Genomic DNA, 18985 nt, shown 5'->3' with positions numbered 1-18985 from the left:
ATCGGTAGTCACGCAGGGAAACTTTATGGCGCGCGGGCGTCAGACGGTGAATAAAATATAAGCTGAATCGATTAGCGTGAGCGCCTGGCAAAAAATTTGCTTTAGGCGCTGTTGCTCAGCCGCCACCAGCGGGCGCAACTGGCGGTCAGCTGTCGATAAGCCTGACGTAGCCGATCGGGCGAGGGCCGGGCAAAACTGAACGGCAGGTTAAGCTGCTGATAGAGCCAGTGAGCGGTAATGTGCTCGCGGTTTTTCGGCACGCTTTCGGGCAGGGAAGGCAGCAATGACAGCCAGCTGGCGGCAAGCGTTTCGGTGGTCTGGCTATCTACCGTTGCCGCCATATCGGCGATAAACCGATCGATATGCCCGAACAGTTCTGCCGTGCTTAAAGCAGGTGATTGCAGCGCAAACAGCAGGCCGGCCTGTCCGGCGGTCTGATGAAAACGGCAGCTGACTACGTAGCCGACGTTGGCCTCGACCCGCAGCCGTTGAAAAAAGCGCGGCTCAAACAGCGTGGCGAGCAGCTGCCAGCTGGCAAAGCAGACCGCGCTGGCCTCGGCGAGCGGGCAGAACACCAGCACCGCCGCATCACGGCTTGCCGTCGGGCAGGAATAGTGCGGCTGCGTGGGGAAAACGTGCGGCGGTGACTGCGCCGGTTCGACCGCGCCCGGCAGCCTGGTCAGCCGCCGCGCCAGGTCTGCTGCGCTGTTGGCCGCGCCGCCGTAAAGCGTGGCCTGCCAGCGTAGCGCCGACAGCGCATCCGCTGACGTGCTGTTCAGCAAATCGGGCAGGTGCGCCAGCAGACAGCGGATGGCGATATCGTCAGCCTGCTGCGCCTGATAAAAAAGCCGTTCGCCAAAAGCCTGGGTGGCGGCTGGCGGATCCGTCAGCGCCTGTATTGCCCGATCCAGCGTAGCGGCCAGTAATGCATCTTGACCGCTGAGCCGCAGCTGCCACAGACCGTGCTGGCGGGAAAAGGCCAGCTCGCCGCCGCCGTGCAGCGCATCGCCCATCGCGGGCTGAAGCGCGGCCTCGATCAGCGCGGCGCTACGTCGATCTGGCAGAAGGCCAGGCTGGACGCTAAGCAGCAGCGTTGGTTCGACCGGCGCGGCAACCAACGCCAGCGTGCTTTTCGCTACCGGTAACGCGGGCGTGACGGGCGTGGAGGCTGGCGAATAGAAATGCAGGGCGGGCGGCGTTTCCGGCTCCGGCTCCGCCTGCGGCCAGTCGATAGCCGCCAGCCGTAGCGTAAAGCCCTGCGCGCGGACGGACGGCGCGCTGACCGCAGGCGATACCCACAGCCGGCTGAGGTTTTGCGGCAGGGGTAGCGGCGTGGTCGACTGCGCAGGCGGAAAACCCAGCGCCAGATCGCGTAGCTGGTCGAGAGGAGAAAGCTGGCTGAAACGCCGCTGCGTGAGGCTGGCATAGTGCGCCCGCTGCTGCTGCGTCAGGCCAGAAAGCTGCGCCAGCCAGCGGCGGAACAGCGCTTCTATACGGGCGCACTGCGCCAGCTGAAGGCCGCTCAGCTGAAAGCGCACGCTGGCTACCGACTGCCGCGCGCTGCGGTAAGGCTCCAGCAGCGAAATATCGTCGCACAGCCCCTGTTCGCGCAGCGTCGCCAGCAAACTACCTGACGCTTTGTCGGTCAGCAGCTCGCGCAGCAGCGTCAGGCTGGCGGGCTGCGGGTCGTTGAGGAGAAAACTCAGCTGGAGATGCTGCGCTGCGGCGCTTTGCAGCGCAAAAGCCCGCTGTGGGGCCAGCTGTAACAGCGGCGGCGCAGTAGGCAAGGTTTCTGCGCGAGCAAAAGCCGCCGCAGCCTCTTCGGCCATGGCTTCCAGCTCCTGTAGCGGCTGCGGGCCGCTCAGCCAGAGTTCCAGATTGCCGGTATGGAACCAGCATTGATGCCAGTCCCGTAGCGCCTGCTGGAGCGCGACCGCGTCGTCGCCGAAATGGCGCTGGCTGCCGACGTGAAAATCGTGCAGGGGATGGGGCGCGGCGAAGGCCTGGCTCAGCGCCGCCTCGCACAGCGTCGGGCCGTGGCTTTGCAGCATCCGATACTCCGCCTCGATCGCGGCCGCTTCTGCGGTAATCGCCTCGGTAGCCAGCAGCGGGCGCGCCAGCATATCAGACAGCCTGCACAGCGCCTGCCCCAGCCGCTCGGGAGCGATCTCCACAAACCAGGCGGTGAAATGTGCCTGAGTGGTGGCGTTAAGCCGCGCGCCGTGGGCGGGCGCCCACGCCATCAGCCGCTGCTCCTGCTGATAACCGGCGCTGCCGGCGAACAGCACATGCTCCAGCAGATGCGCCAGGCCCGGCCAGCGTGCGGGTTCGTCAAGGCTACCGGCGGAAAGCCGGAGCAGCGCCGCCGCCCGCGCGGCTTCCGGCTCGTGGATCAGCGTGATCCGCAGGCCGTTTGCTACGCGGGAAGAGGAATGACCGTTCACGCTTCGGTTTTAAAGATCAGCTGTGAATTGGTGCGGTTGCGGAACTGCAGCTGGCTGATTTGAATATTGCTGCAGTTGGCCTGCTCACGCGCCTCAAGGATCTGGCCATGATGCGGCGATTTGGCGCAGACGGGATCGGCATTGTCCGCGTTTCCGGTCAGCATAAAGGCCTGGCAGCGGCAGCCGCCGAAATCCTTCTCTTTTTCAGAGCACGAGCGGCAGGGTTCCGGCATCCAGTCGAAGCCGCGATATTTGTTAAAGCCGAACGAGTCGTACCAGATTTCCTGGAGCGTATGCTCCAGCACCGACGGGAAGGCGATCGGCAGCTGGCGCGCGCTGTGGCACGGCAGCGCCATGCCTTCCGGCGTCACGCTCAGGAAAATCGCGCCCCAGCCGCCCATACAGCCTTTCGGCCGCTCTTCATAGTAGTCGGGCGTCACGAACAGCAGGTTAGCGAAGTTGCTGTTGTCCTTCATTTTTTCGCGGTAGCGCTGCACCACGGCTTCGGCGCTGGCGATCTGCTCGCGGGTAGGCAGCAGGCCCTCGCGGTTCAGCTGCGCCCAGCCGTAAAACTGGCAGGTCGCCAGCTCGACGTCGTCGGCCTCCAGCTCGATCGCCAGTTCAATAATGCGATCGATCTGGTCGATGTTATGGCGATGCAGCACAAAGTTCAGCACCATCGGGTAGCCGTGCGCCTTGACCGCTTTCGCCATCGCCAGCTTTTGCTGGAAGGCTTTTTGCGATCCCGCCAGCGCCGCGTTCAGCGTCTCGTCGCTTGCCTGGAAGCTGATCTGGATATGATCGAGACCCGCTTCGGCAAAGGCGTCGATCTTTTTCTCGGTCAGGCCAATGCCGGAGGTGATCAGGTTGGTGTAAAAACCCAGATCCCGCGCGGCACGGATCAGCTCGGGCAGATCTTTACGCACCAGCGGCTCGCCGCCGGAAAAGCCCAGCTGGACGGCGCCCATCTGGCGGGCCTGTTTAAAAACTTCTATCCATTGCGCCGTGGTCAGCTCCTGCTCCTGCCTGGCGAAATCCAGCGGGTTTGAGCAGTAGGGGCACTGCAACGGACAGCGATAGGTCAGCTCCGCCAGCAGCCAGAGCGGCGGATTAGGCTTAAGCGAGTTCACGGAAAATTATCCACTTCTGTTCGACGGCCTGCATAAAGAACGCTTTGACGTCCTCATCCACGCCGCCCGCATCGGGAAAACGAGCGTTCAGTTCGGCAATCAGCGCGGCAAGCGGGCGTTTACCGTCCACCAGCTGCAAAATCGCGGTGGCGCTCTCGTTCAGCTTCGCCATGCCTTCCGGGTACAGGATCACGTGGCAATCCTGCGTCGGCTCCCACTGCAGGCGGTAGCCACGGCGAAACGCAGGTATCTGCTGGTCGTTAAGGGTCATTACAGCAATCTCTCTTTATGCCAGACGGGCTGGTCGGTCACGGTATGGTAAGGCGGACGATGCAGCGCGTAGGCCAGGGTCATAGCGTCCAGCATACTCCACAGAATATCCAGCTTGAACTGCAAAATAGACAGCATACGCTGCTGCTGTTCGGCCGTGGTGAAGTAGTCCAGCGCCAGCGCCAGCCCGTGCTCGACGTCGCGGTTAGCCTGGCTCAGGCGGCCGCGAAAATAGCCGTAGCCTTCGGCTTCGATCCACTTATAGTGCTGTGGCCAGCTGTCCAGGCGCGACTGGTGGATTTCCGGCGCAAACAGCTCGGTCAGCGAGCTACAGGCCGCTTCCTGCCATACCGCGCGGCGGGCGAAGTTAACGTAAGCATCCACGGCGAAACGCACGCCGGGCAGCACCATCTCTTCCGACAGCAGCGTCTCGCGCTTGAGGCCGACCGCTTCGCCCAGGCGCAGCCAGGCTTCAATCCCGCCTTCGCTGCCCTGATGACCGTCGTGATCCAGAATACGCTGTACCCACTTGCGGCGCGTCTGCGGATCCGGGCAGTTCGCCATAATGGCGGCGTCCTTCAGCGGAATACTGGTCTGGTAGTAAAAACGGTTCGCCACCCAACCCTGGATCTGCTCACGCGTCGCCTGGCCGTTGTGCATGGCGATATGGTAAGGATGATGGATATGGTAATAAGCGCCTTTGGCGCGTAGCGCCTGCTCGAACGCTTCGCGCGTCATGGGAGTCTGTTGCATGATTTTCTCACAGGTCGATACGCATACCGTCCCAGCTGACTTCGATGCCGTGCTGCGTCAGCGCCTGACGTTCAGCCGACTCTTCATCCAGGATCGGGTTGGTATTGTTGATATGAATAAGGATTTTGCGCTCGGCGGGCAGCGAAGCCAGCAGCGCTATCAGGCCCTGCTCTTCGGCTAGCGCCAGATGACCCATATCCTTACCGGTATTGCGGCCCACGCCGGTTGTCGCCAGCTCGTTATCCTGCCACAGCGTGCCGTCGATCAGCAGGCAGTCGGCTTTTTGCAACCAGCCCAATAGCTCGCTGTCCGGCTCGCCCAGACCGGGCGCATACATCAGCGTTTTTCCGCTGCGGGTATCTTCAATAAACAGCGCGACATTGTGGCCGGGCAGCGGTCTGCCGCGATACTGCGAATAGGGCGGCGCGTTGCTGAGCAGCGGGATGGCGGTAAACCGCAGCGCCGGACAGACCGCCACGGAGAAAGGTTCGCCGGGCTGAATCGCGTGATGCACCAGGCCGCCGTTCCAGTGCGAAAGCATGGTAAAAATGGGGAAACCGGTGGTGAGATCGTCGTGTACTTCCGGCGTGCACCAGACCTGATGCGGACAGCCCTCGCGCAGGCTCAGCAGGCCGGTGGTGTGATCGATCTGACTGTCGGTCAGGATAATCGAGCCGATAGCGGTGCCGCGCAGGACGTCTTTCTTATTCAGCGCGGGCGTGGCGGCGATCTGATGAGCGATATCCGGCGAGGCGTTGCACAGCACAAAATCGACGCCGTCGTCGCTGATGGCGATGGAAGATTGCGTACGCGCCGAGGTTTTCAGCGTGCCGTTACGCACGCCCTGACAGTTTCGGCAGTTGCAGTTCCACTGGGGAAAACCGCCGCCGGCCGCAGAGCCAAGAACGTTAATTTGCATGTGTAGACCAGAAAAAAAGAGAGGAAATGCCCACCTGAGTGGGCATAAGGGCTTAGCGGTTGGAGATGTACAGCGTCACTTCCAGGCCTAAGCGTAAATCAACAAACGTTGGTTTAGTCCACATAGCGGAGCTCCTCATGGTGTTAAGGGAAAAATCTGCCCGTTAAGTTCGGCAGGTAAACAGCTTATTGTCAAATATCGCCCTGCGGCGGCGCAAATGTTGCACCTGTGTCACAGTGATATCAACCCTGTAAGCCGCAGGGATTAACGGGGGAGCGTTATTCTCCCCAGGTTTTCTTCAGCACGCGTAACCAGTTACGCCAGCAAATCTTATCGATCAGTTCGGGCGAATAGCCCGCCTGCTGCATTAAATCGACCAGTTTCGGCAGTCCGGCCGCATCGCCCAGTTCGTCCGGCACGCTGATGCCGTCAAAGTCAGAACCGAAGCCGACGCGATCTTCGCCCAGCTTTTCCAACAGCGCATCAAGATGCTGCACAATCTGCGCCAGCGGCGTATCGCTGTCGCGCTTGCCGTCGGCGCGCAGAAACGCATTGCCAAAGTTGACGCCGACAAAGCCGTCGCTCTGCGCAATTGCGGCCAGCTGAGCGTCGGTTAAATTACGCGGCTGCGGGCAAAGCGCATGAACGTTGGAATGGGTGGCGACCAGTGGCGCATCGCTGACCTCCGCCACCTGCCAGAAAGATTTCTCATTCATATGCGACAAATCGATCAGCAGCTTTTTCTGATTAAGCACGCGCAGCAGATTGATCCCGACAGGCGTCAGCCCGTCGCCGCTGTCCGGCGAGCCGGGAAAACCGCCGGTCACGCCGGTGCCGAAGCGATTTTGCAGATTCCACAGCGGGCCGACGCTGCGCAACCCGGCGGCAACCCAGCGGTCAAGCTGGCTGCACTCGTCATCCAGCGCCTCTGCGCCCTCGATATGCAGCACCATCGCCAGCACGCCCTGCGCGATACAGCGCTCAATATCCTCCGCGCTGCGGCAGATACGGGCCTGACCGGCGGAGCGATCGGCAATCTGATGCAGCAGGGCGATCTGCGCTTCGGTAATCGCCAGCGGATCGTAATCCTCTTCCTGCCAGCCCGTCTTGCTTTGCTTCACGTACTGCGCCGGCGGCACAAACACCGCAAACAGGCCGCCGGCAAAGCCGCCCTGGCGCATTCGCGGCATATCCAGGTGACCGTGCATCGTGCCGTGCAGGAAATCCGCCACGGCATCGCCTGTTTCCTGCATCCACAGGCGCAGCAGAAGATCGTTATGGCCGTCAAAAACGGGTTGAGCAGAGGTCGATAGCGTCATTGTTATGAATCAGAAGGTACATTGTTAAATAAATGATACCTCAAAGCGCCGTGCCGGGCCTGCTGAAAAGTGCGGTTATGGCAAGTCTGAACATTTTCTTGTCAGGGGTATTGACCTGGTAAGTTAATCTGGTTCAAATCATTAATGAATCTACTATGAAGAATTCTTGTCAGGAGAAAAAGGTGAAAAGTAAAACACTGCTTTTTCATGCAATTCAACTTAATGATTTTCGCAGTTATACGTCTGAGGGCGGCATCTTATCAAGGAAAAAGCTGGCATCGGTAAATAGCCATTATACTCGCTTCTTTACTGATGCGAAGGATTTTGAAATGGAATGCTGGGCCCGAACCTTTGGTAACTTTAAAGATTTTTCACTTTCGTTTTACCATTCGGGTAAATGGTGTCCTAATGCCTATGGCCCTATTACGTTAGTGATGAAAGGCGACGTATTGGATACCCTGCAGGATGTCCAGCTTACCCGGCGTACGATCACAAATATCTCATCTTCGAACGAGCAATTGAAATTTAGCGATTACGCCCACTTTTTTGATACCGAGGATGATAAAAGAAAACGCTACTATCCTTTACAGGAATACGGCGCAATGGAGTTCTCATGTGCTGATGAGTGTATTTCATGGGATAATGTTATTTATATTTTAGTCGATCCCATTAAGTATGCAGAAAAGTCGCTTAAGGGGATTGTCGAAAAATTGTTATCGGATAAAAATATTAGTAAGAAAGTAATTGAGAGAGAATTCAAAAAAAAAGAAGATGAAATAATCCTGTCCAGATTAATTGATTGGGCGGATCGTTTAAAGGGAAGTCTCCTTCATAGAAGTGAAGTACTGCAAAATGTCGCGCCATCAAATTTAGACAGCTGGTTTAGTTGTCTAAATGAAACAGGGCAAAGGGTGCTGGCATCGTGGCTGACTTATACCTATAACGGCACTTTACTCCATATGAGATGATTCCATATAGCCCAATAAGTGTAAAAAATACTGCGTTTTTAATATTCAGTAAGCGGCATTACAGGTTATAACTTGCTATTTTGTCTGTGGTAGATTTTAGCGCGCCCGGCGTGGTACCGGTGGTGCGCTTAAACGCCCGGCTGAAAGCGGCCAGCGAGCCGTAGCCCAGCCGCCAGGCAACGCTCTCTATCGCTTCGCCGTCGCGGCCAATCCACTGCGCCGCCAGCTGCATACGCAAATTGGTCAGATAGCGTACCGGCGTCATGCCGGTGACCGCCAGAAAGCGCTCGGCAAAGACCGAGCGCGAGCTGCCCATCTCCGCCGCCAGCTGCGCCACCGTCCAGTTTTTGCCGGGATCGCGGTGCAGCGCCACCAGCGCTTTGCCTAACTTAGGATCGCGCAGCGCCTCCAGCCAGCCGCCCGCCGCGCCACAGCCCGATTCCACCCAGCCGCGTACGATAAACGCCGCGACCACATCCGCCAGCCGCGCCAGGATGCCCGCATAGCCCGCTCTTTTGCCCAGCGATTCCCGCTCCATCGCTTCCAGCATCGGCTGCACTTCCGGATATTTATGGATCAGCGTATCCGCCAGCAGCACTTCCGGCATCGAGCCGATCAGCATCTGCATACCGCCCAGGTCGAACTCCATACAGCCGCTGAATATCAGCGTGGTTTCTTCGGTGGACGCGCAGTCTTTAATACAGCAGACGTTGCCGCAAACCGGCGTGGTATTGAAGGCGCGAATGTCCTTGCAGGCCACATCGGGCGAGGAGAGCAGCACATGATCGCTGCCGTGCGGCAGCAGCAGCGCATCGCCCGTATTCAGGGTGCGCAGCTGGCCGTTCTGCGTCCGCAGCAGCACCGGGCCGCGGCTGACGAAGTGGAACTGCGCGCGGCCCGGCGCCTTAACAAAGCCGACGCCAAACGGCGCGGCGAGTTCGATACGCCGATACTGTAGCCCCAGCAGGCGCATCCCGTAGAGCAGCTCGCTGGTGAGATCGTGGCCTTCTGTGGTCATGGCAGCGCTTCCCGGACGATTAATCAATAATGACGGATTTTACATCATAGACCATCCGACACCAGCGCTTTAATCTTGCTGCCATCGAACGATTAAAGAGATTTTCTATGACAACACCAATAAAGCCTCAGTGGGGAGCCGTGTTCTCTATGGCGCTGGGCGTATTTGGCCTGGTAACCGCCGAGTTCCTGCCCGCCAGCCTGTTAACGCCGATGGCGGCCAGCCTGGGCGTGACGGAAGGCATGACCGGCCAGGCGGTGACCGTGACGGCCATTTTCGCGTTGGTAACCAGTTTCTTCAGCGCTTCCCTGACCAGCAAGCTGGATCGCCGTGGCGTGATGTTGCTGTTTTCCGTAATGCTGATCGTTTCTAACCTGCTGGTCGCCTTCGCGCCGAACCTGACCTTTATTCTGGCGGGACGAGTGATTTTAGGTATTGCCATCGGCGGCTTCTGGACGCTGGCGGCGGCAACCGCTATGCGGCTGGTGCCGGAAGCGATGATCCCGCGCGCGCTCTCCATTGTTTTTAGCGGCGTGTCGGTTGCTACCATCGTTGCGGCGCCGATGGGCAGCTATTTCGGTCATCTGATCGGCTGGCGTAACGTGTTTGTCGCTGCGGCGGCCATCGGCGTGCTGGCGCTGGGCTGGCAGCTGGCGGCATTGCCAAAAATGCCGCCTAATCCGCTGGCTAAAAACAGCTCGATCCTGTCGTTGATTAAGCGTCCGGGCATGCAGACCGCGCTGCTGGCGATTATTCTGGTTTTCTCCGGCCATTTCGCCTTCTTTACCTATCTGCGACCTTTCCTGGAGAGCGTAACCGGCGTGGACGTCAACGGGCTTTCCGCTATTCTGCTGGGCTTTGGCGTGGCGAACTTCGCCGGTACGCTGCTGGCGGGCCTGCTGCTGGAGCGTAATCTGCATCTGACGCTGATCGGCATGCCGCTGGCGATGGGGCTGATGGGCGTGGCGCTGGTGGGATTAGGTTCCGCGCCGGTGATGGACGCGCTGCTGGTCGCGCTGTGGGGCATGGCGTTTGGCGCCGTGCCGGTTGCCTGGTCAACGTGGATCACCCGCACCATGCCGGAAGAGGCGGAAAGCGGCGGCGGTCTGCTGGTGGCGGCTATTCAGCTGGCTATCACTATCGGCGCAGCGGCCGGCGGTATGATCTTTAACGTTACCGGCGCTAAAGGCGTGTTTATGGGTAGCGCGCTGCTGTTATTGCTGGCGACCATGACCATCTTTATGGCGCTGCGCGTGAAAGCACCCGTGCAGGACAGCGTATAAAACAAGCTGGTGCGGTAGCTGATGCCGATCGGTTAATGATGCTGTAGTGGTGCAGAAATCCGGAAACGTCCTGTTTCCGGATTTTTTTACGTCGTGCTCAGGATTGTTGCCGCTAATCAGGCGGTGGTATTGATGTTGCGACCGACTGCGGGGTTGGCAGGTAACTGAGGGATGGAATCAATGATCCCGGCCGCCACAGACTGCTGATTATCCAGGGCTTTCTTTAGTACGAGCGTGCTTACTTTGTTACCGAGTTCCATGTTATCAAGGCCGGTAGCCAGTGATGCAATTTGTGATACATCCATCTTGCTCTCCTGATTAATATGACTGCCCAAAGGGTAAAAAAGGCTTTCAGAAGCCTGAAAAAGCTATCGGCATTTGAGCGCAAATCTTTAGCGATACCCTGGCGGAGCAGGCATGGCGGCGTGGTGCGGGCGCGTCTTGTTTATAGCGGCCTGAAAGCGTTGCATGGTGAGGTTTTGCTGGTTGTTAAGCCGCAGGCAGCCAGCTGGGTAAATGCCTGGTCGTGCTGTCGAAGCTGGCGTTTGAGGCGTATTGCCGTTCGGCGGCCCCAACCGCCGGGTGCTCAAATGCTGGTATCAGAGCTGAACCAATCGTCCTGGCCACGCAACGGAAAGCCTTTTTTGAAAAGCTGGTGGCGAAATGTGAGATCAAAGAAAGCTATGCTGACACACAGTTCAGAAATGTGACGCGTTAATGGTAAAAAGCCCCTGCGCCAATACACAGGGGCAATAATCAAAACTCGCGCTTGACAATAATATAACCATTAAAATTGACAGAGCACTCGTCATCATTAATTAATAGCGAAGCTAAAGTGACAATGTGTTTATTTTTGTGGTTAATATAATCATACTTTACAATTATATTTTTAGCATTACTTTCCATAAACATTTGTTTTCCTTTATCGAGCGAAAAAAAATGTGTTGATTCTGTACTATAGTTCTTTCTTGCCAGAGTTTCAGCAAGCTCAGGCGTTACATTGTTAGTACTCAGGAGTGACAACTTTGTTTTATCAACTAAAATGTCACTTTCTTTGATATCTAAATCTGCAACAAGAGCATCGGTCATACTTACCCCGACGCTTCTGTTAATATCAAGGCATGATTCAGGTGTTACGCCCGCAGATGCATTAGCACAGATAATAAAGGTAAAAAGAGCGGAGTTTTTTATCATTTCACAATTAACTCCTGATCATGACTTTCAGCAATCTTTTTCCTGTCATATAACCTGGTAACAATACAACCGTTAGATGCTGTCCCTTTACCATTATCACCATGAATAAGGAAACCATCCCGGTCACACATGCTATTCCCTGGATGAGGAGTTAAACGTATGACATGTTTCCCCGTTTTTGGATGCGTGGCTTGCATTCGCCCAATATGGTATTTTCCTCGAGGCAGAGGGCCTTTAAATTTAACGCATTCAAATGCTACATCATCTTTATACCCCCGCGCACCAGCGTACATAGCCTTAAACTGGAACTTACCATTCAGGTAAAAAGATTTAGTCATCACTTCATAAACCCATGCCATTGTTACTCTCCTTGTTTACACCAACTGTTGATTTACTCCTGCAACATGCATTTTAAACAGAATTCATTTACTGGTTTCCATAGCAGATAAAGGAAATTGAAGGATCTTATAACAATAATCAAAAGAGGGATTGATTTTGTCCGAAATTGGCATAGTATCTCTCCAAAGTAGGATTTCTGTGCATACGCCACTTATGAATTGCAAACCTCGCCACGGCGGGGTTTTTTGCTGTTAGCCCTGTGGCAAACGCGGCATACAATTATCACTGTGATGCTTCAGCCCACTTTTAATATTACTCTTTTAATTTGTGATGGTGTTCAACCTTTTTTGTTTTTTATTTAATTGCCGCTCCAAAAAGTTCTTAATTTATTTTTATTAAATATATAACTGCCTGTATATATTGTTTTTTATTGTAGTTTTAGGCAAATGGTTACATAGATTGACGAATCCCTGACAAAAGAGTAAACCTGTTTATGCCTTATCAAGAAGCAAATGGTGGGGCATATATTTAGGTTGATAATTGGAGGAATGATAGCCGGATCATTGGGCGGTTTGGCTGGTATAGCCGTAGGGCTGGCTGGTGGCGTTATCTCTGGTGGATGTTTCAAGAATAGCGGCAACGGCGGAGGCGGTGGTTCCGGTTCAAACAATTCAAATTGTTCTGGCGACTCTTGTTCCTTTTAAGGACGCTTAAAGTGAAAGAGAAATTGATTTACTGCCTCGCTATTTTTTTTGGGGTGCTTCTGGCATCATCGCTATTGAGTGGTGCAAAGGTAATGTTTACTAATTGGTATGCATTCCCTGAAGAAATATCACGCTTCAGTATAATGATGATTTGCTATATTGGTGTGGTTAAATTTATTCATTTTATTTTTTCGATCTTGATTAAGAAATAAACGTAATTTATATAAAAAATTTCACTTTAAATATTATATTATATGGCCGCCAGGTGCGGCCTTTTTAATGCTTGTTAGAATGGCTATTTTTTTATAAAAGGAAAGCTTTCCACGTATATATTGCAGGCTTACTTCGGTGGGCCTTTTTTATTTAAGGTTTTTATATGACAGAACAGTTAAGCACCGGTGCAACCTCCGGATCAGTCGCTGGCTGGGGGCTCATTACTTCCGCGCTGGCAGGTTTTATAACGTCAGTAGATTATTCAATCACATTCGGAGCACTTGCGGACGCGATCTGTTTTGTCGTCACCGGGCTAATCCTTTTTTATGGCAATTTTGCGCTGCTTTGGCTTTTCGGGCATTACAAGGTGTCGGCATGGCAGGCCACAGTCGTGAACCTAAGGAAATGGCGACGCAGTAAATATAAATACTCAATAGATTTACAGCGGCTTTTGCATATTTTGCCCATGAAAGGCCGGGCGCAAAATACGTTGGTAGCGTCAAATATGAAAAACCACACGCTTGCCTGAAAGCAGCTCTACGTCCAGGGCGGTTTTGTGATAAAAGAGGGCGCCTTTTGTAACCGCTTATACGGGGTTATGGTGACAGGCAGTAATATGAGCCGATCCCGGCTGTATTTACTGCTTCCAGGCTAGTCGGGGGAAGCTGCGCCAGGATAAGAATTGCTGTCCTGAGCGCATATTTTAGTGATGTCCGTTGGGAGCCAGAAGCGTTCCTTCGCCATGATTCCGTATATCCTGTCGAACAGCTGTCTGGTATTAACACATGCAGTGAACGTCTGTTTGCGACCACGCAGGTGCGAGCATTGAACGGCACGCTTAGAGTAAAGATGCCGCCCGTTCTGCGGCACCACCAACAATGACGCCTCCGTGCCTTTCAGCGATATGTTGAACAAGGCCCGTGCCTGGTCGAAGGACAGTCGCCCACTGAACAACCTGTTTACTTACCTGCCGACATCGACATCTGTTGGGCGGACTTCAGGTGCTGCTCAACGACCGGCGTATGCGCGTCGGCCAGGGCCTTCACATCCGCATCCTTAATCTGCATGGCGTCACTTTTCAGCTTCGCCAGCACCATCTTGTGGTCTTTAGTGCCGGCGTTTTCCATATACATCTTGTCAAATGCGTTGCCGCTCTGCTTTTCCAGTTTAGCGGCTATGGCCTTGTGGCTGGCGTCCGGCTCAGTCGGCAGCGTCACGCCTTTTTGCTGGGCGACGGCCTGTACTTTGGTCAAGGCGGCGCCGTGATCTTCGACCATCTGCTGAGCGAATGCTTTGACATCGCTGCTTTGGGCCTTGCTCAGCGCGAGCTTGGCAGCGGCGATTTCATTGATATTGGCCTGCGCCATGTCTTTCACCGCTTTTTCGTCGCCGGCACTGAGTTTGGCGCTCGATCCTGCCTGGCCCGCGGCGACATTCTGCGCGGCGCTCGTTGGCGTCTGGGCCTGCACGCCGACAGTGTTGAACATAGCGGCCGCTGCCGATACGGCCAGCAGCATTTTCAGGGTTTTACTCTTTTGCATGTTGTTCTCCTGATGGTCGTGGGTAGGGTGGGTATTTGGGAACTAACCGTGCTCAGATTCGTAGGTAAATTACACCAGCAATGGTCAGTATAGTGGATCATCGGGGCGAGTCAGGGTCTGCAACGAGAACGGCAGCAAATGATGGAGGCAAAAAAGCGGGAATGGCACCTGTGTCACGCGCCAGAAGTTGATAGGGGCGTAGGCGGCAGGCCGGAAAATTCTGTGCTGTAAACGTGTACAGAGAGAAACGTTTCTGTGGCCCTGCGCCTGTTCATCATTGTTTGACTCATTCTGTTATATAGATCACTTTTTAATAACAGCGTTCGGGCACGGCGCCGTTTTCCGGCAGCGGTAAACCCTTTGTATGCTGCTGCCGGGTACCGGCAGGGCCAGAGGCCGAGAGCATAATAAATTTTTGATAAAAATCAGGGTCGTTTTTCGGAAGAGAAGAGCTGTATCGCCCGATTTTTTGCAGAAAAGCTGTCGGCTTTTGGCCTGAATGATGCGTCCGGGACGAGGAAAAGACGATCCGCTCAATTTTCTGCCCGGGCCTGCTGCGCCCGAAAAACGCAGCTACATTTTGTTATCTGAAACCAAGCGGAGAACTGTATGAATAACAAGCACGTATTGCTGGTCGGTGCAAGCGGCGTAGTTGGCTTTGCCGCTCATGATTCCTTCCATAAAGCGGGCTGGCAAATCACGACTCTTGGGCGTTCGCCGCACAGCCCTCATTCTTCTCCTCATATCAGCGCCGACCTGACCTCTTCAGAGGATCTTAAACAACACCGCGAAGCGTTTGAAACGGTGACGCATATCTTTTACGCGGCGTTGCGCCAGGATCCTAATCCGGGCGTGGAAGCGGATATTAATGCGCTGATGTTTGAAAACCTGATCGGCGCAGTGCGCTCGTCAGGCAATGCGTTGCAGCATATTATCTTTATTCAGGGCGGCAAGGTTTATGGCGCTCATCTGGGCGTTTACCGCACCCCGGCACGGGAAGAGGACAGCCGGCATTTTCCGCCTAACCTCTATTTCCGGCATGAAGACTATGCGAAGAAGATTGGCGAGGAAGGTATCGGCTGGACTGCGCTGCGCCCGGATATTGTTATCGGCCACTCATTCGGATCGCCCATGAACCTGGGAAATCTGATCGGCGTGTACGGGACGATTTGCCGCGAAACGGGAACCGCTCTGCATTTCCCCGGCCCGGATGACGCTTATCGCAATACGCTGGTGAATATCACCGACAGCCGCATTCTGGGGCAAAGCGCTATCTGGGCTGCCGAAAACGCCAAATTCGGCGCGTTCAATATCACCAATGGCGACGTGTTTCGCTGGTGTCATGTCTGGCCAAAACTGGCTGACTGGTTCGGTGTGCCGGTCGGCGAGGCGCAGCCTGTCTCGCTTAGCGAACGTCTCAGCGGGCTTAAGCCTCTCTGGTCATCCATCGCCGATAAGGCGCAGCTGAAGGAGAAGAATATCGATAAGCTGGCGCTGGGCGGATTTGGTGATTTCATCTTCCATGTGCAGAAAGATGCCATATTTGACGTCACCAAAGCGCGCCGGGAAGGATTTGACGCCATGATCAGGCGCTCCGATGACGTGTTGATCGAGCATCTGGAAGCCATGCGCAGCAGTAAACTTATTCCCTGATATGCAAGGCAGCCCGCCATCTGGCAGGCTGCCGATCTACTCTTGCGGCTGGCTTTGCAACGGCTGAGTTAATGCCCTGATAATCGCTCAGGAAACGATGCTTACAGAAATGCTGAGGTGTCTGAAAAAGTTGTCAGGCATCGCTTTCTCCAGAATCTGCGCCCAATCCATCAACCAGATAATATCAGCCATATCGCGCCACTTTATCGTGACATCTTCCTGCGCCAGACCGCGCATAACGTTGAGCACCTGTCCGACTATCTCCGGAACAAGCGCTGTGGTCTGGTCATCAAACCGCCTTACCGGTAGCTGCATCGCCACGCATTACTGCTGTCCGGCTGATATCTGCGCCAGATAAGCGTCTAATCTCTGCCAGAAGCGGACTCCAGGGACATTTATTCTCTTACCTTCGCCAGGATTGCTCTGTACTGTTCGATAGCCCTCCAGATGTCATCCTGTGTATCTCCATCCCAATCAGGAACTGTAGCCAACTCAGCTTTGAGTTGCTTTATGAGGATATGCGCATCTGCAACTTCATCCTTTCGGCATTTTAATGCGATACGAGATATCGACTCCGGAGAAAGGCTTGAGTAGGGCGAAAAGGTGGTACGCTCAGCGGCAATTAGTCTTTGTGATTTACTCATATAATCTATGTATCCGGAACAGTTAGAGGGTAATGCATGGTAATTTTTGCTGACCACAGAAGCCAGGAAATAGCCGAATTTGAAACGTCCGCTTCTCGCTCATAGCGGAATGTGCCCCGCAAGCATGTCTGCTTTATGCCAGAAGCGGACATAGACATGATCATATTGCGCAAATCAATTCCATTAGGTTATTACTCGACAATTCAGTGCAGTAGTGCCTCCCGAAAAATAAATTCATAATTAAAAAAAATAAATAAGATAATAACTCTTGGTTATCACTTTGGGTTTTCACTTAAGCTTTTGATTTATAATCATTAATTTACTTTTATTTTGATTTAATGCCGTTTAACGGCTTTTTTTAAACCATATATCGTATAGAAAGACTTGAAAAAATCAGATGGGAATTGTAGAAGGATATACATTCGTAAAAATTTTCATTTAATGTGATGTGCAATTGGTGGTGTGAAGCAATTTTTGCCTATTCGGTATACATCTATAAATAACTTAGGATAGCAACATAATGGCAACGTTTCAGCAAGAACTCACAGTTCGTGGCGAACAAGTTGAAAGAGTTTTTATCAACTATCAAGACAAAAAATACGTTGTGAATCGACAGTATCAACGTAAGTTGATTTGGACTATTGAGGAAAAACAAAATTTTATTGACTCAATAATCAAGGGGTTCCCAATACCTATTATTTTGTTAGCAGAACCTCTTGGGCGAAAAGATGGCACTCTCGAGATTATTGATGGGATGCAACGTATGAATGCCATCATGTCTTTTATTACAAACGATTTTTCTTTTAATGGCTTTTACTTTGATTTAAATACATTCGCGACGACGAAAGACCTACTTGATCGCGGAGTCATTGTGCAGAAGATGCCGCTTCTTGATCGAAGCAAGTGCCTATCAATTGCATCTTATCCTGTCCCACTTTCAATTTATGAAGCAGCAGAGAGAGAGTCAGTCGAAGAGGTATTTCGGCGAATTAACTCAGGTGGCCGTCAGCTCTCACGACAGGAGTTACGGGCTGCAGGTGCTACGAATTTATTTGCTGAATGTGTTCGGAAAATATCCGCAAGAGTTCGCGGTGATACATCCAATACTGATCTTTTGCTTTTAAGCGAGATGAAAAAAATCAGCATCACGAACAGGGAGCTAGATTATGGTATCAGCGCCGACAGTGTCTTCTGGATTGTTAACGGAATTTTGACGAAGGAGCAACTTCGACAGAGCCGGGACGAAGAAATAGTAGCGGACATAGTTGCTTATATGGTCTCTGACAAACCTGTCGCCTCGCGCACAGAACTTCTTGATGAATATTATGGTGCTATATCCCCGGAAGCAGTGACAAGTAAGGCTAGATTCGAGGTGGTTGATCAGGCTATTAAAAAGAGAAGTGGGGAACTAGTTGATTTTGATTATCAGAGAGTTCACGACGCGATAATTCTAATTCTTACTCAGGCTCAAACTACATTTTCTGGATTGATTTTCCCTAACGGAAATGGCGGCAATCCCGTACCACGCTACTTCCAAGTGGTCTTTCTCGCCCTGCATGACTTGATGATCAAAAAGGGCATGGTGATTTCAGATAGAGCGGGCCTGATCGCGCGGCTGAAAGATTGTGGTAGAAACATTCAGGTCCAAGATGGAGGGAGATGGGGTGCTGACAACCGGAGTAGAATGGTCGATTCAATCATTGGTTGGGTCCAGGGCTTTTTCGAAAACGATAAAAATCCAGATCCGGCAAGCGTCCATTGGATTACAAAGCTTCAAAATTTACTCACAAATTCAATAACTGAGCAAGCAGCCTACGATTTTAAACAAGGTTTTTATACTCTAAACCTATCGCCCTCTTTTGATGAGCGCTCTTTCGAAAAAATCATGGAGACCTGCGCTGCCATCGCTAACATCGGCCGAGGACACAAGGGTTACGTTCTTGTCGGTGTTGCAGAAAACGCCAAGACGGCAACAAGAGTCCAAGAGATTTTTGGAAGCAAAGCTCTGTCTTATAACGGCTTTCATATAACTGGTGTTGATCACGAAGCGAACCATGCCGGAAAGAACCTTGATCAGATGTTCCAGGATATCTCTGAACGAGTCAGACGCTCAGCACTTTCAGAGCCGCTTAAGTCATACATAAGCACCCATCTTAAATGCGTTCGATATTACGATAAGACGGTCTTCGTCTTCGAGATTTTAGGTCAGGATACCCCTTCGCACTTCGCTGGTAAGTGGGTAGAGCGGCAAGGAGCACAGGTCAAAGATATCGCCCCTGAAGGAATGGTCGCACTGTTTGAGCGTTTCAGATAAGGGGGGAAAGACTTTGGTCATACTAAGCAGACCGCACAATTTTGAAGTTGTTTATATCAATTTCTAATTTACTTATTGCTATTGAATAAAACATAGCCCGCTGATGCGGGCTTATTTACGCAATATTGCGTTACCTGCAACTCGATGACTAAACCATTGCACTGCAAGGGATGTCTTACGAACTTCCGCTCCTCGCTCAAAACGGACGTTCCAGAGCGCCTGTCCGCTTAGTATCAGAAAGGGGCGTTGCTAACCGCGTAGTATAGTAATCTGTAGGAA

Annotated in this window: 19 protein-coding genes; 5 read left to right on the top strand and 14 right to left on the bottom strand. The window is 53.3% G+C overall.

The genetic code is table 11. From position 1 onward, the window contains the following. Positions 1 to 101 precede the first annotated feature (101 nt). The 7 genes from pqqF to ACMGEE_RS09290 all read right to left on the bottom strand — a co-directional run bounded on the left by pqqF (position 102) and on the right by ACMGEE_RS09290 (position 6835). Positions 102 to 2444: a pyrroloquinoline quinone biosynthesis protein PqqF gene (pqqF, locus tag ACMGEE_RS09320; RefSeq protein WP_436829947.1), complete on the bottom strand. Its 2343-nt coding sequence runs from the start codon at positions 2442 to 2444 to the stop codon at positions 102 to 104. Then, positions 2441 to 3574: a pyrroloquinoline quinone biosynthesis protein PqqE gene (gene pqqE / locus ACMGEE_RS09315; protein WP_253458351.1), complete on the bottom strand. Its 1134-nt coding sequence runs from the start codon at positions 3572 to 3574 to the stop codon at positions 2441 to 2443. The genes pqqF and pqqE overlap by 4 nt, the downstream gene beginning before the upstream one ends. Then, positions 3561 to 3845 (bottom strand): pyrroloquinoline quinone biosynthesis peptide chaperone PqqD, encoded by a 285-nt coding sequence (gene pqqD, locus ACMGEE_RS09310; protein ID WP_125287256.1) that lies wholly within the window; start codon positions 3843 to 3845, stop codon positions 3561 to 3563. The genes pqqE and pqqD overlap by 14 nt, the downstream gene beginning before the upstream one ends. After that, positions 3845 to 4597, bottom strand: a complete 753-nt coding sequence (gene pqqC, locus ACMGEE_RS09305; protein WP_253458354.1) for a pyrroloquinoline-quinone synthase PqqC — start codon at positions 4595 to 4597, stop codon at positions 3845 to 3847. Before pqqC ends, pqqD begins: the two co-directional genes overlap by 1 nt. A gap of 7 nt (positions 4598 to 4604) precedes the next feature. After that, a complete protein-coding gene (gene pqqB, locus ACMGEE_RS09300) occupies positions 4605 to 5516 on the bottom strand; it encodes a pyrroloquinoline quinone biosynthesis protein PqqB (RefSeq protein WP_301250614.1) in 912 nt (303 codons plus the stop codon). Positions 5517 to 5568: 52 nt separating this feature from the next. Next, entirely contained in the window at positions 5569 to 5640 is a 72-nt protein-coding gene (pqqA, locus tag ACMGEE_RS09295) for a pyrroloquinoline quinone precursor peptide PqqA (RefSeq protein ID WP_071789594.1), read from the bottom strand. Between the two features lie 154 nt (positions 5641 to 5794). Further along, positions 5795 to 6835 carry a dipeptidase gene (locus ACMGEE_RS09290; RefSeq protein ID WP_436829946.1) on the bottom strand — a complete coding sequence of 347 codons (1041 nt, stop codon included), beginning with the start codon at positions 6833 to 6835 and terminating at the stop codon, positions 5795 to 5797. A gap of 182 nt (positions 6836 to 7017) precedes the next feature. Between ACMGEE_RS09290 and ACMGEE_RS09285 the strand changes: the two genes are divergently transcribed. Then, positions 7018 to 7803: a hypothetical protein gene (locus ACMGEE_RS09285; protein WP_436829945.1), complete on the top strand. Its 786-nt coding sequence runs from the start codon at positions 7018 to 7020 to the stop codon at positions 7801 to 7803. Between the two features lie 58 nt (positions 7804 to 7861). Here ACMGEE_RS09285 and ACMGEE_RS09280 read toward each other — a convergent pair whose 3' ends face one another. After that, a complete protein-coding gene (locus ACMGEE_RS09280) occupies positions 7862 to 8821 on the bottom strand; it encodes an AraC family transcriptional regulator (RefSeq protein ID WP_436829944.1) in 960 nt (319 codons plus the stop codon). Positions 8822 to 8928: 107 nt separating this feature from the next. Here ACMGEE_RS09280 and ACMGEE_RS09275 point away from each other — a divergent pair, with 107 nt between their 5' ends. Next, positions 8929 to 10104 carry an MFS transporter gene (locus tag ACMGEE_RS09275; RefSeq protein WP_125287261.1) on the top strand — a complete coding sequence of 392 codons (1176 nt, stop codon included), beginning with the start codon at positions 8929 to 8931 and terminating at the stop codon, positions 10102 to 10104. A 116-nt stretch (positions 10105 to 10220) separates the two neighbouring features. On the opposite strand, the gene ACMGEE_RS09270 is transcribed toward ACMGEE_RS09275, so the two are convergent. The 3 genes from ACMGEE_RS09270 to ACMGEE_RS09260 all read right to left on the bottom strand — a co-directional run bounded on the left by ACMGEE_RS09270 (position 10221) and on the right by ACMGEE_RS09260 (position 11657). Continuing rightward, positions 10221 to 10409: a YjfB family protein gene (locus tag ACMGEE_RS09270; RefSeq protein WP_253458365.1), complete on the bottom strand. Its 189-nt coding sequence runs from the start codon at positions 10407 to 10409 to the stop codon at positions 10221 to 10223. Positions 10410 to 10860: 451 nt separating this feature from the next. Continuing rightward, positions 10861 to 11298: a Shiga toxin A subunit gene (locus ACMGEE_RS09265; RefSeq protein WP_253458367.1), complete on the bottom strand. Its 438-nt coding sequence runs from the start codon at positions 11296 to 11298 to the stop codon at positions 10861 to 10863. Then, positions 11295 to 11657 (bottom strand): tlde1 domain-containing protein, encoded by a 363-nt coding sequence (locus ACMGEE_RS09260; RefSeq protein ID WP_436829943.1) that lies wholly within the window; start codon positions 11655 to 11657, stop codon positions 11295 to 11297. Before ACMGEE_RS09260 ends, ACMGEE_RS09265 begins: the two co-directional genes overlap by 4 nt. Before the next feature lie 1060 nt (positions 11658 to 12717). Here ACMGEE_RS09260 and ACMGEE_RS09255 point away from each other — a divergent pair. Beyond that, positions 12718 to 13083 (top strand): phage holin family protein, encoded by a 366-nt coding sequence (locus ACMGEE_RS09255; RefSeq protein WP_369896246.1) that lies wholly within the window; start codon positions 12718 to 12720, stop codon positions 13081 to 13083. Positions 13084 to 13513: 430 nt separating this feature from the next. On the opposite strand, the gene ACMGEE_RS09250 is transcribed toward ACMGEE_RS09255, so the two are convergent. Further along, entirely contained in the window at positions 13514 to 14095 is a 582-nt protein-coding gene (locus ACMGEE_RS09250) for a DUF4142 domain-containing protein (protein ID WP_253458373.1), read from the bottom strand. A 609-nt stretch (positions 14096 to 14704) separates the two neighbouring features. Here ACMGEE_RS09250 and ACMGEE_RS09245 point away from each other — a divergent pair. Next, complete coding sequence (locus ACMGEE_RS09245; protein WP_253458375.1) at positions 14705 to 15748, top strand: NAD-dependent epimerase/dehydratase family protein; 1044 nt, start codon at positions 14705 to 14707, stop codon at positions 15746 to 15748. Positions 15749 to 15835: 87 nt separating this feature from the next. Here the strand turns inward: ACMGEE_RS09245 and ACMGEE_RS09240 are convergent, their stop codons facing one another. Further along, positions 15836 to 16069: an ATP-binding cassette domain-containing protein gene (locus ACMGEE_RS09240; protein WP_436829942.1), complete on the bottom strand. Its 234-nt coding sequence runs from the start codon at positions 16067 to 16069 to the stop codon at positions 15836 to 15838. Positions 16070 to 16143: 74 nt separating this feature from the next. Further along, positions 16144 to 16392 (bottom strand): hypothetical protein, encoded by a 249-nt coding sequence (locus ACMGEE_RS09235; protein WP_436829941.1) that lies wholly within the window; start codon positions 16390 to 16392, stop codon positions 16144 to 16146. A gap of 520 nt (positions 16393 to 16912) precedes the next feature. On the opposite strand from ACMGEE_RS09235, the gene ACMGEE_RS09230 reads away from it, so the two are divergent. Beyond that, positions 16913 to 18706: a GmrSD restriction endonuclease domain-containing protein gene (locus tag ACMGEE_RS09230; RefSeq protein WP_436829940.1), complete on the top strand. Its 1794-nt coding sequence runs from the start codon at positions 16913 to 16915 to the stop codon at positions 18704 to 18706. Positions 18707 to 18985 lie beyond the last annotated feature (279 nt).

Source organism: Erwinia artemisiae, from assembly GCF_051400835.1.
Lineage (GTDB): Bacteria > Pseudomonadota > Gammaproteobacteria > Enterobacterales > Enterobacteriaceae > Erwinia > Erwinia aeris.
Note: the sequence above shows the minus strand (reverse complement) of the source record. Positions and strands in the feature narration are given on the sequence as shown.

Bases quoted from the DNA above. Each gene is read 5' to 3' on its own strand.
- pqqD (WP_125287256.1), bottom strand. From the start codon at position 3,845: ATGACCCTTAACGACCAGCAGATACCTGCGTTTCGCCGTGGCTACCGC.
- pqqC (WP_253458354.1), bottom strand. From the start codon at position 4,597: ATGCAACAGACTCCCATGACGCGCGAAGCGTTCGAGCAGGCGCTACGC.
- pqqB (WP_301250614.1), bottom strand. From the start codon at position 5,516: ATGCAAATTAACGTTCTTGGCTCTGCGGCCGGCGGCGGTTTTCCCCAG.
- ACMGEE_RS09290 (WP_436829946.1), bottom strand. From the start codon at position 6,835: ATGACGCTATCGACCTCTGCTCAACCCGTTTTTGACGGCCATAACGAT.
- ACMGEE_RS09280 (WP_436829944.1), bottom strand. From the start codon at position 8,821: ATGACCACAGAAGGCCACGATCTCACCAGCGAGCTGCTCTACGGGATG.
- ACMGEE_RS09275 (WP_125287261.1), top strand. From the start codon at position 8,929: ATGACAACACCAATAAAGCCTCAGTGGGGAGCCGTGTTCTCTATGGCG.
- ACMGEE_RS09270 (WP_253458365.1), bottom strand. From the start codon at position 10,409: ATGGATGTATCACAAATTGCATCACTGGCTACCGGCCTTGATAACATG.
- ACMGEE_RS09265 (WP_253458367.1), bottom strand. From the start codon at position 11,298: ATGATAAAAAACTCCGCTCTTTTTACCTTTATTATCTGTGCTAATGCA.
- ACMGEE_RS09260 (WP_436829943.1), bottom strand. From the start codon at position 11,657: ATGGCATGGGTTTATGAAGTGATGACTAAATCTTTTTACCTGAATGGT.
- ACMGEE_RS09255 (WP_369896246.1), top strand. From the start codon at position 12,718: ATGACAGAACAGTTAAGCACCGGTGCAACCTCCGGATCAGTCGCTGGC.
- ACMGEE_RS09250 (WP_253458373.1), bottom strand. From the start codon at position 14,095: ATGCAAAAGAGTAAAACCCTGAAAATGCTGCTGGCCGTATCGGCAGCG.
- ACMGEE_RS09245 (WP_253458375.1), top strand. From the start codon at position 14,705: ATGAATAACAAGCACGTATTGCTGGTCGGTGCAAGCGGCGTAGTTGGC.
- ACMGEE_RS09235 (WP_436829941.1), bottom strand. From the start codon at position 16,392: ATGAGTAAATCACAAAGACTAATTGCCGCTGAGCGTACCACCTTTTCG.
- ACMGEE_RS09230 (WP_436829940.1), top strand. From the start codon at position 16,913: ATGGCAACGTTTCAGCAAGAACTCACAGTTCGTGGCGAACAAGTTGAA.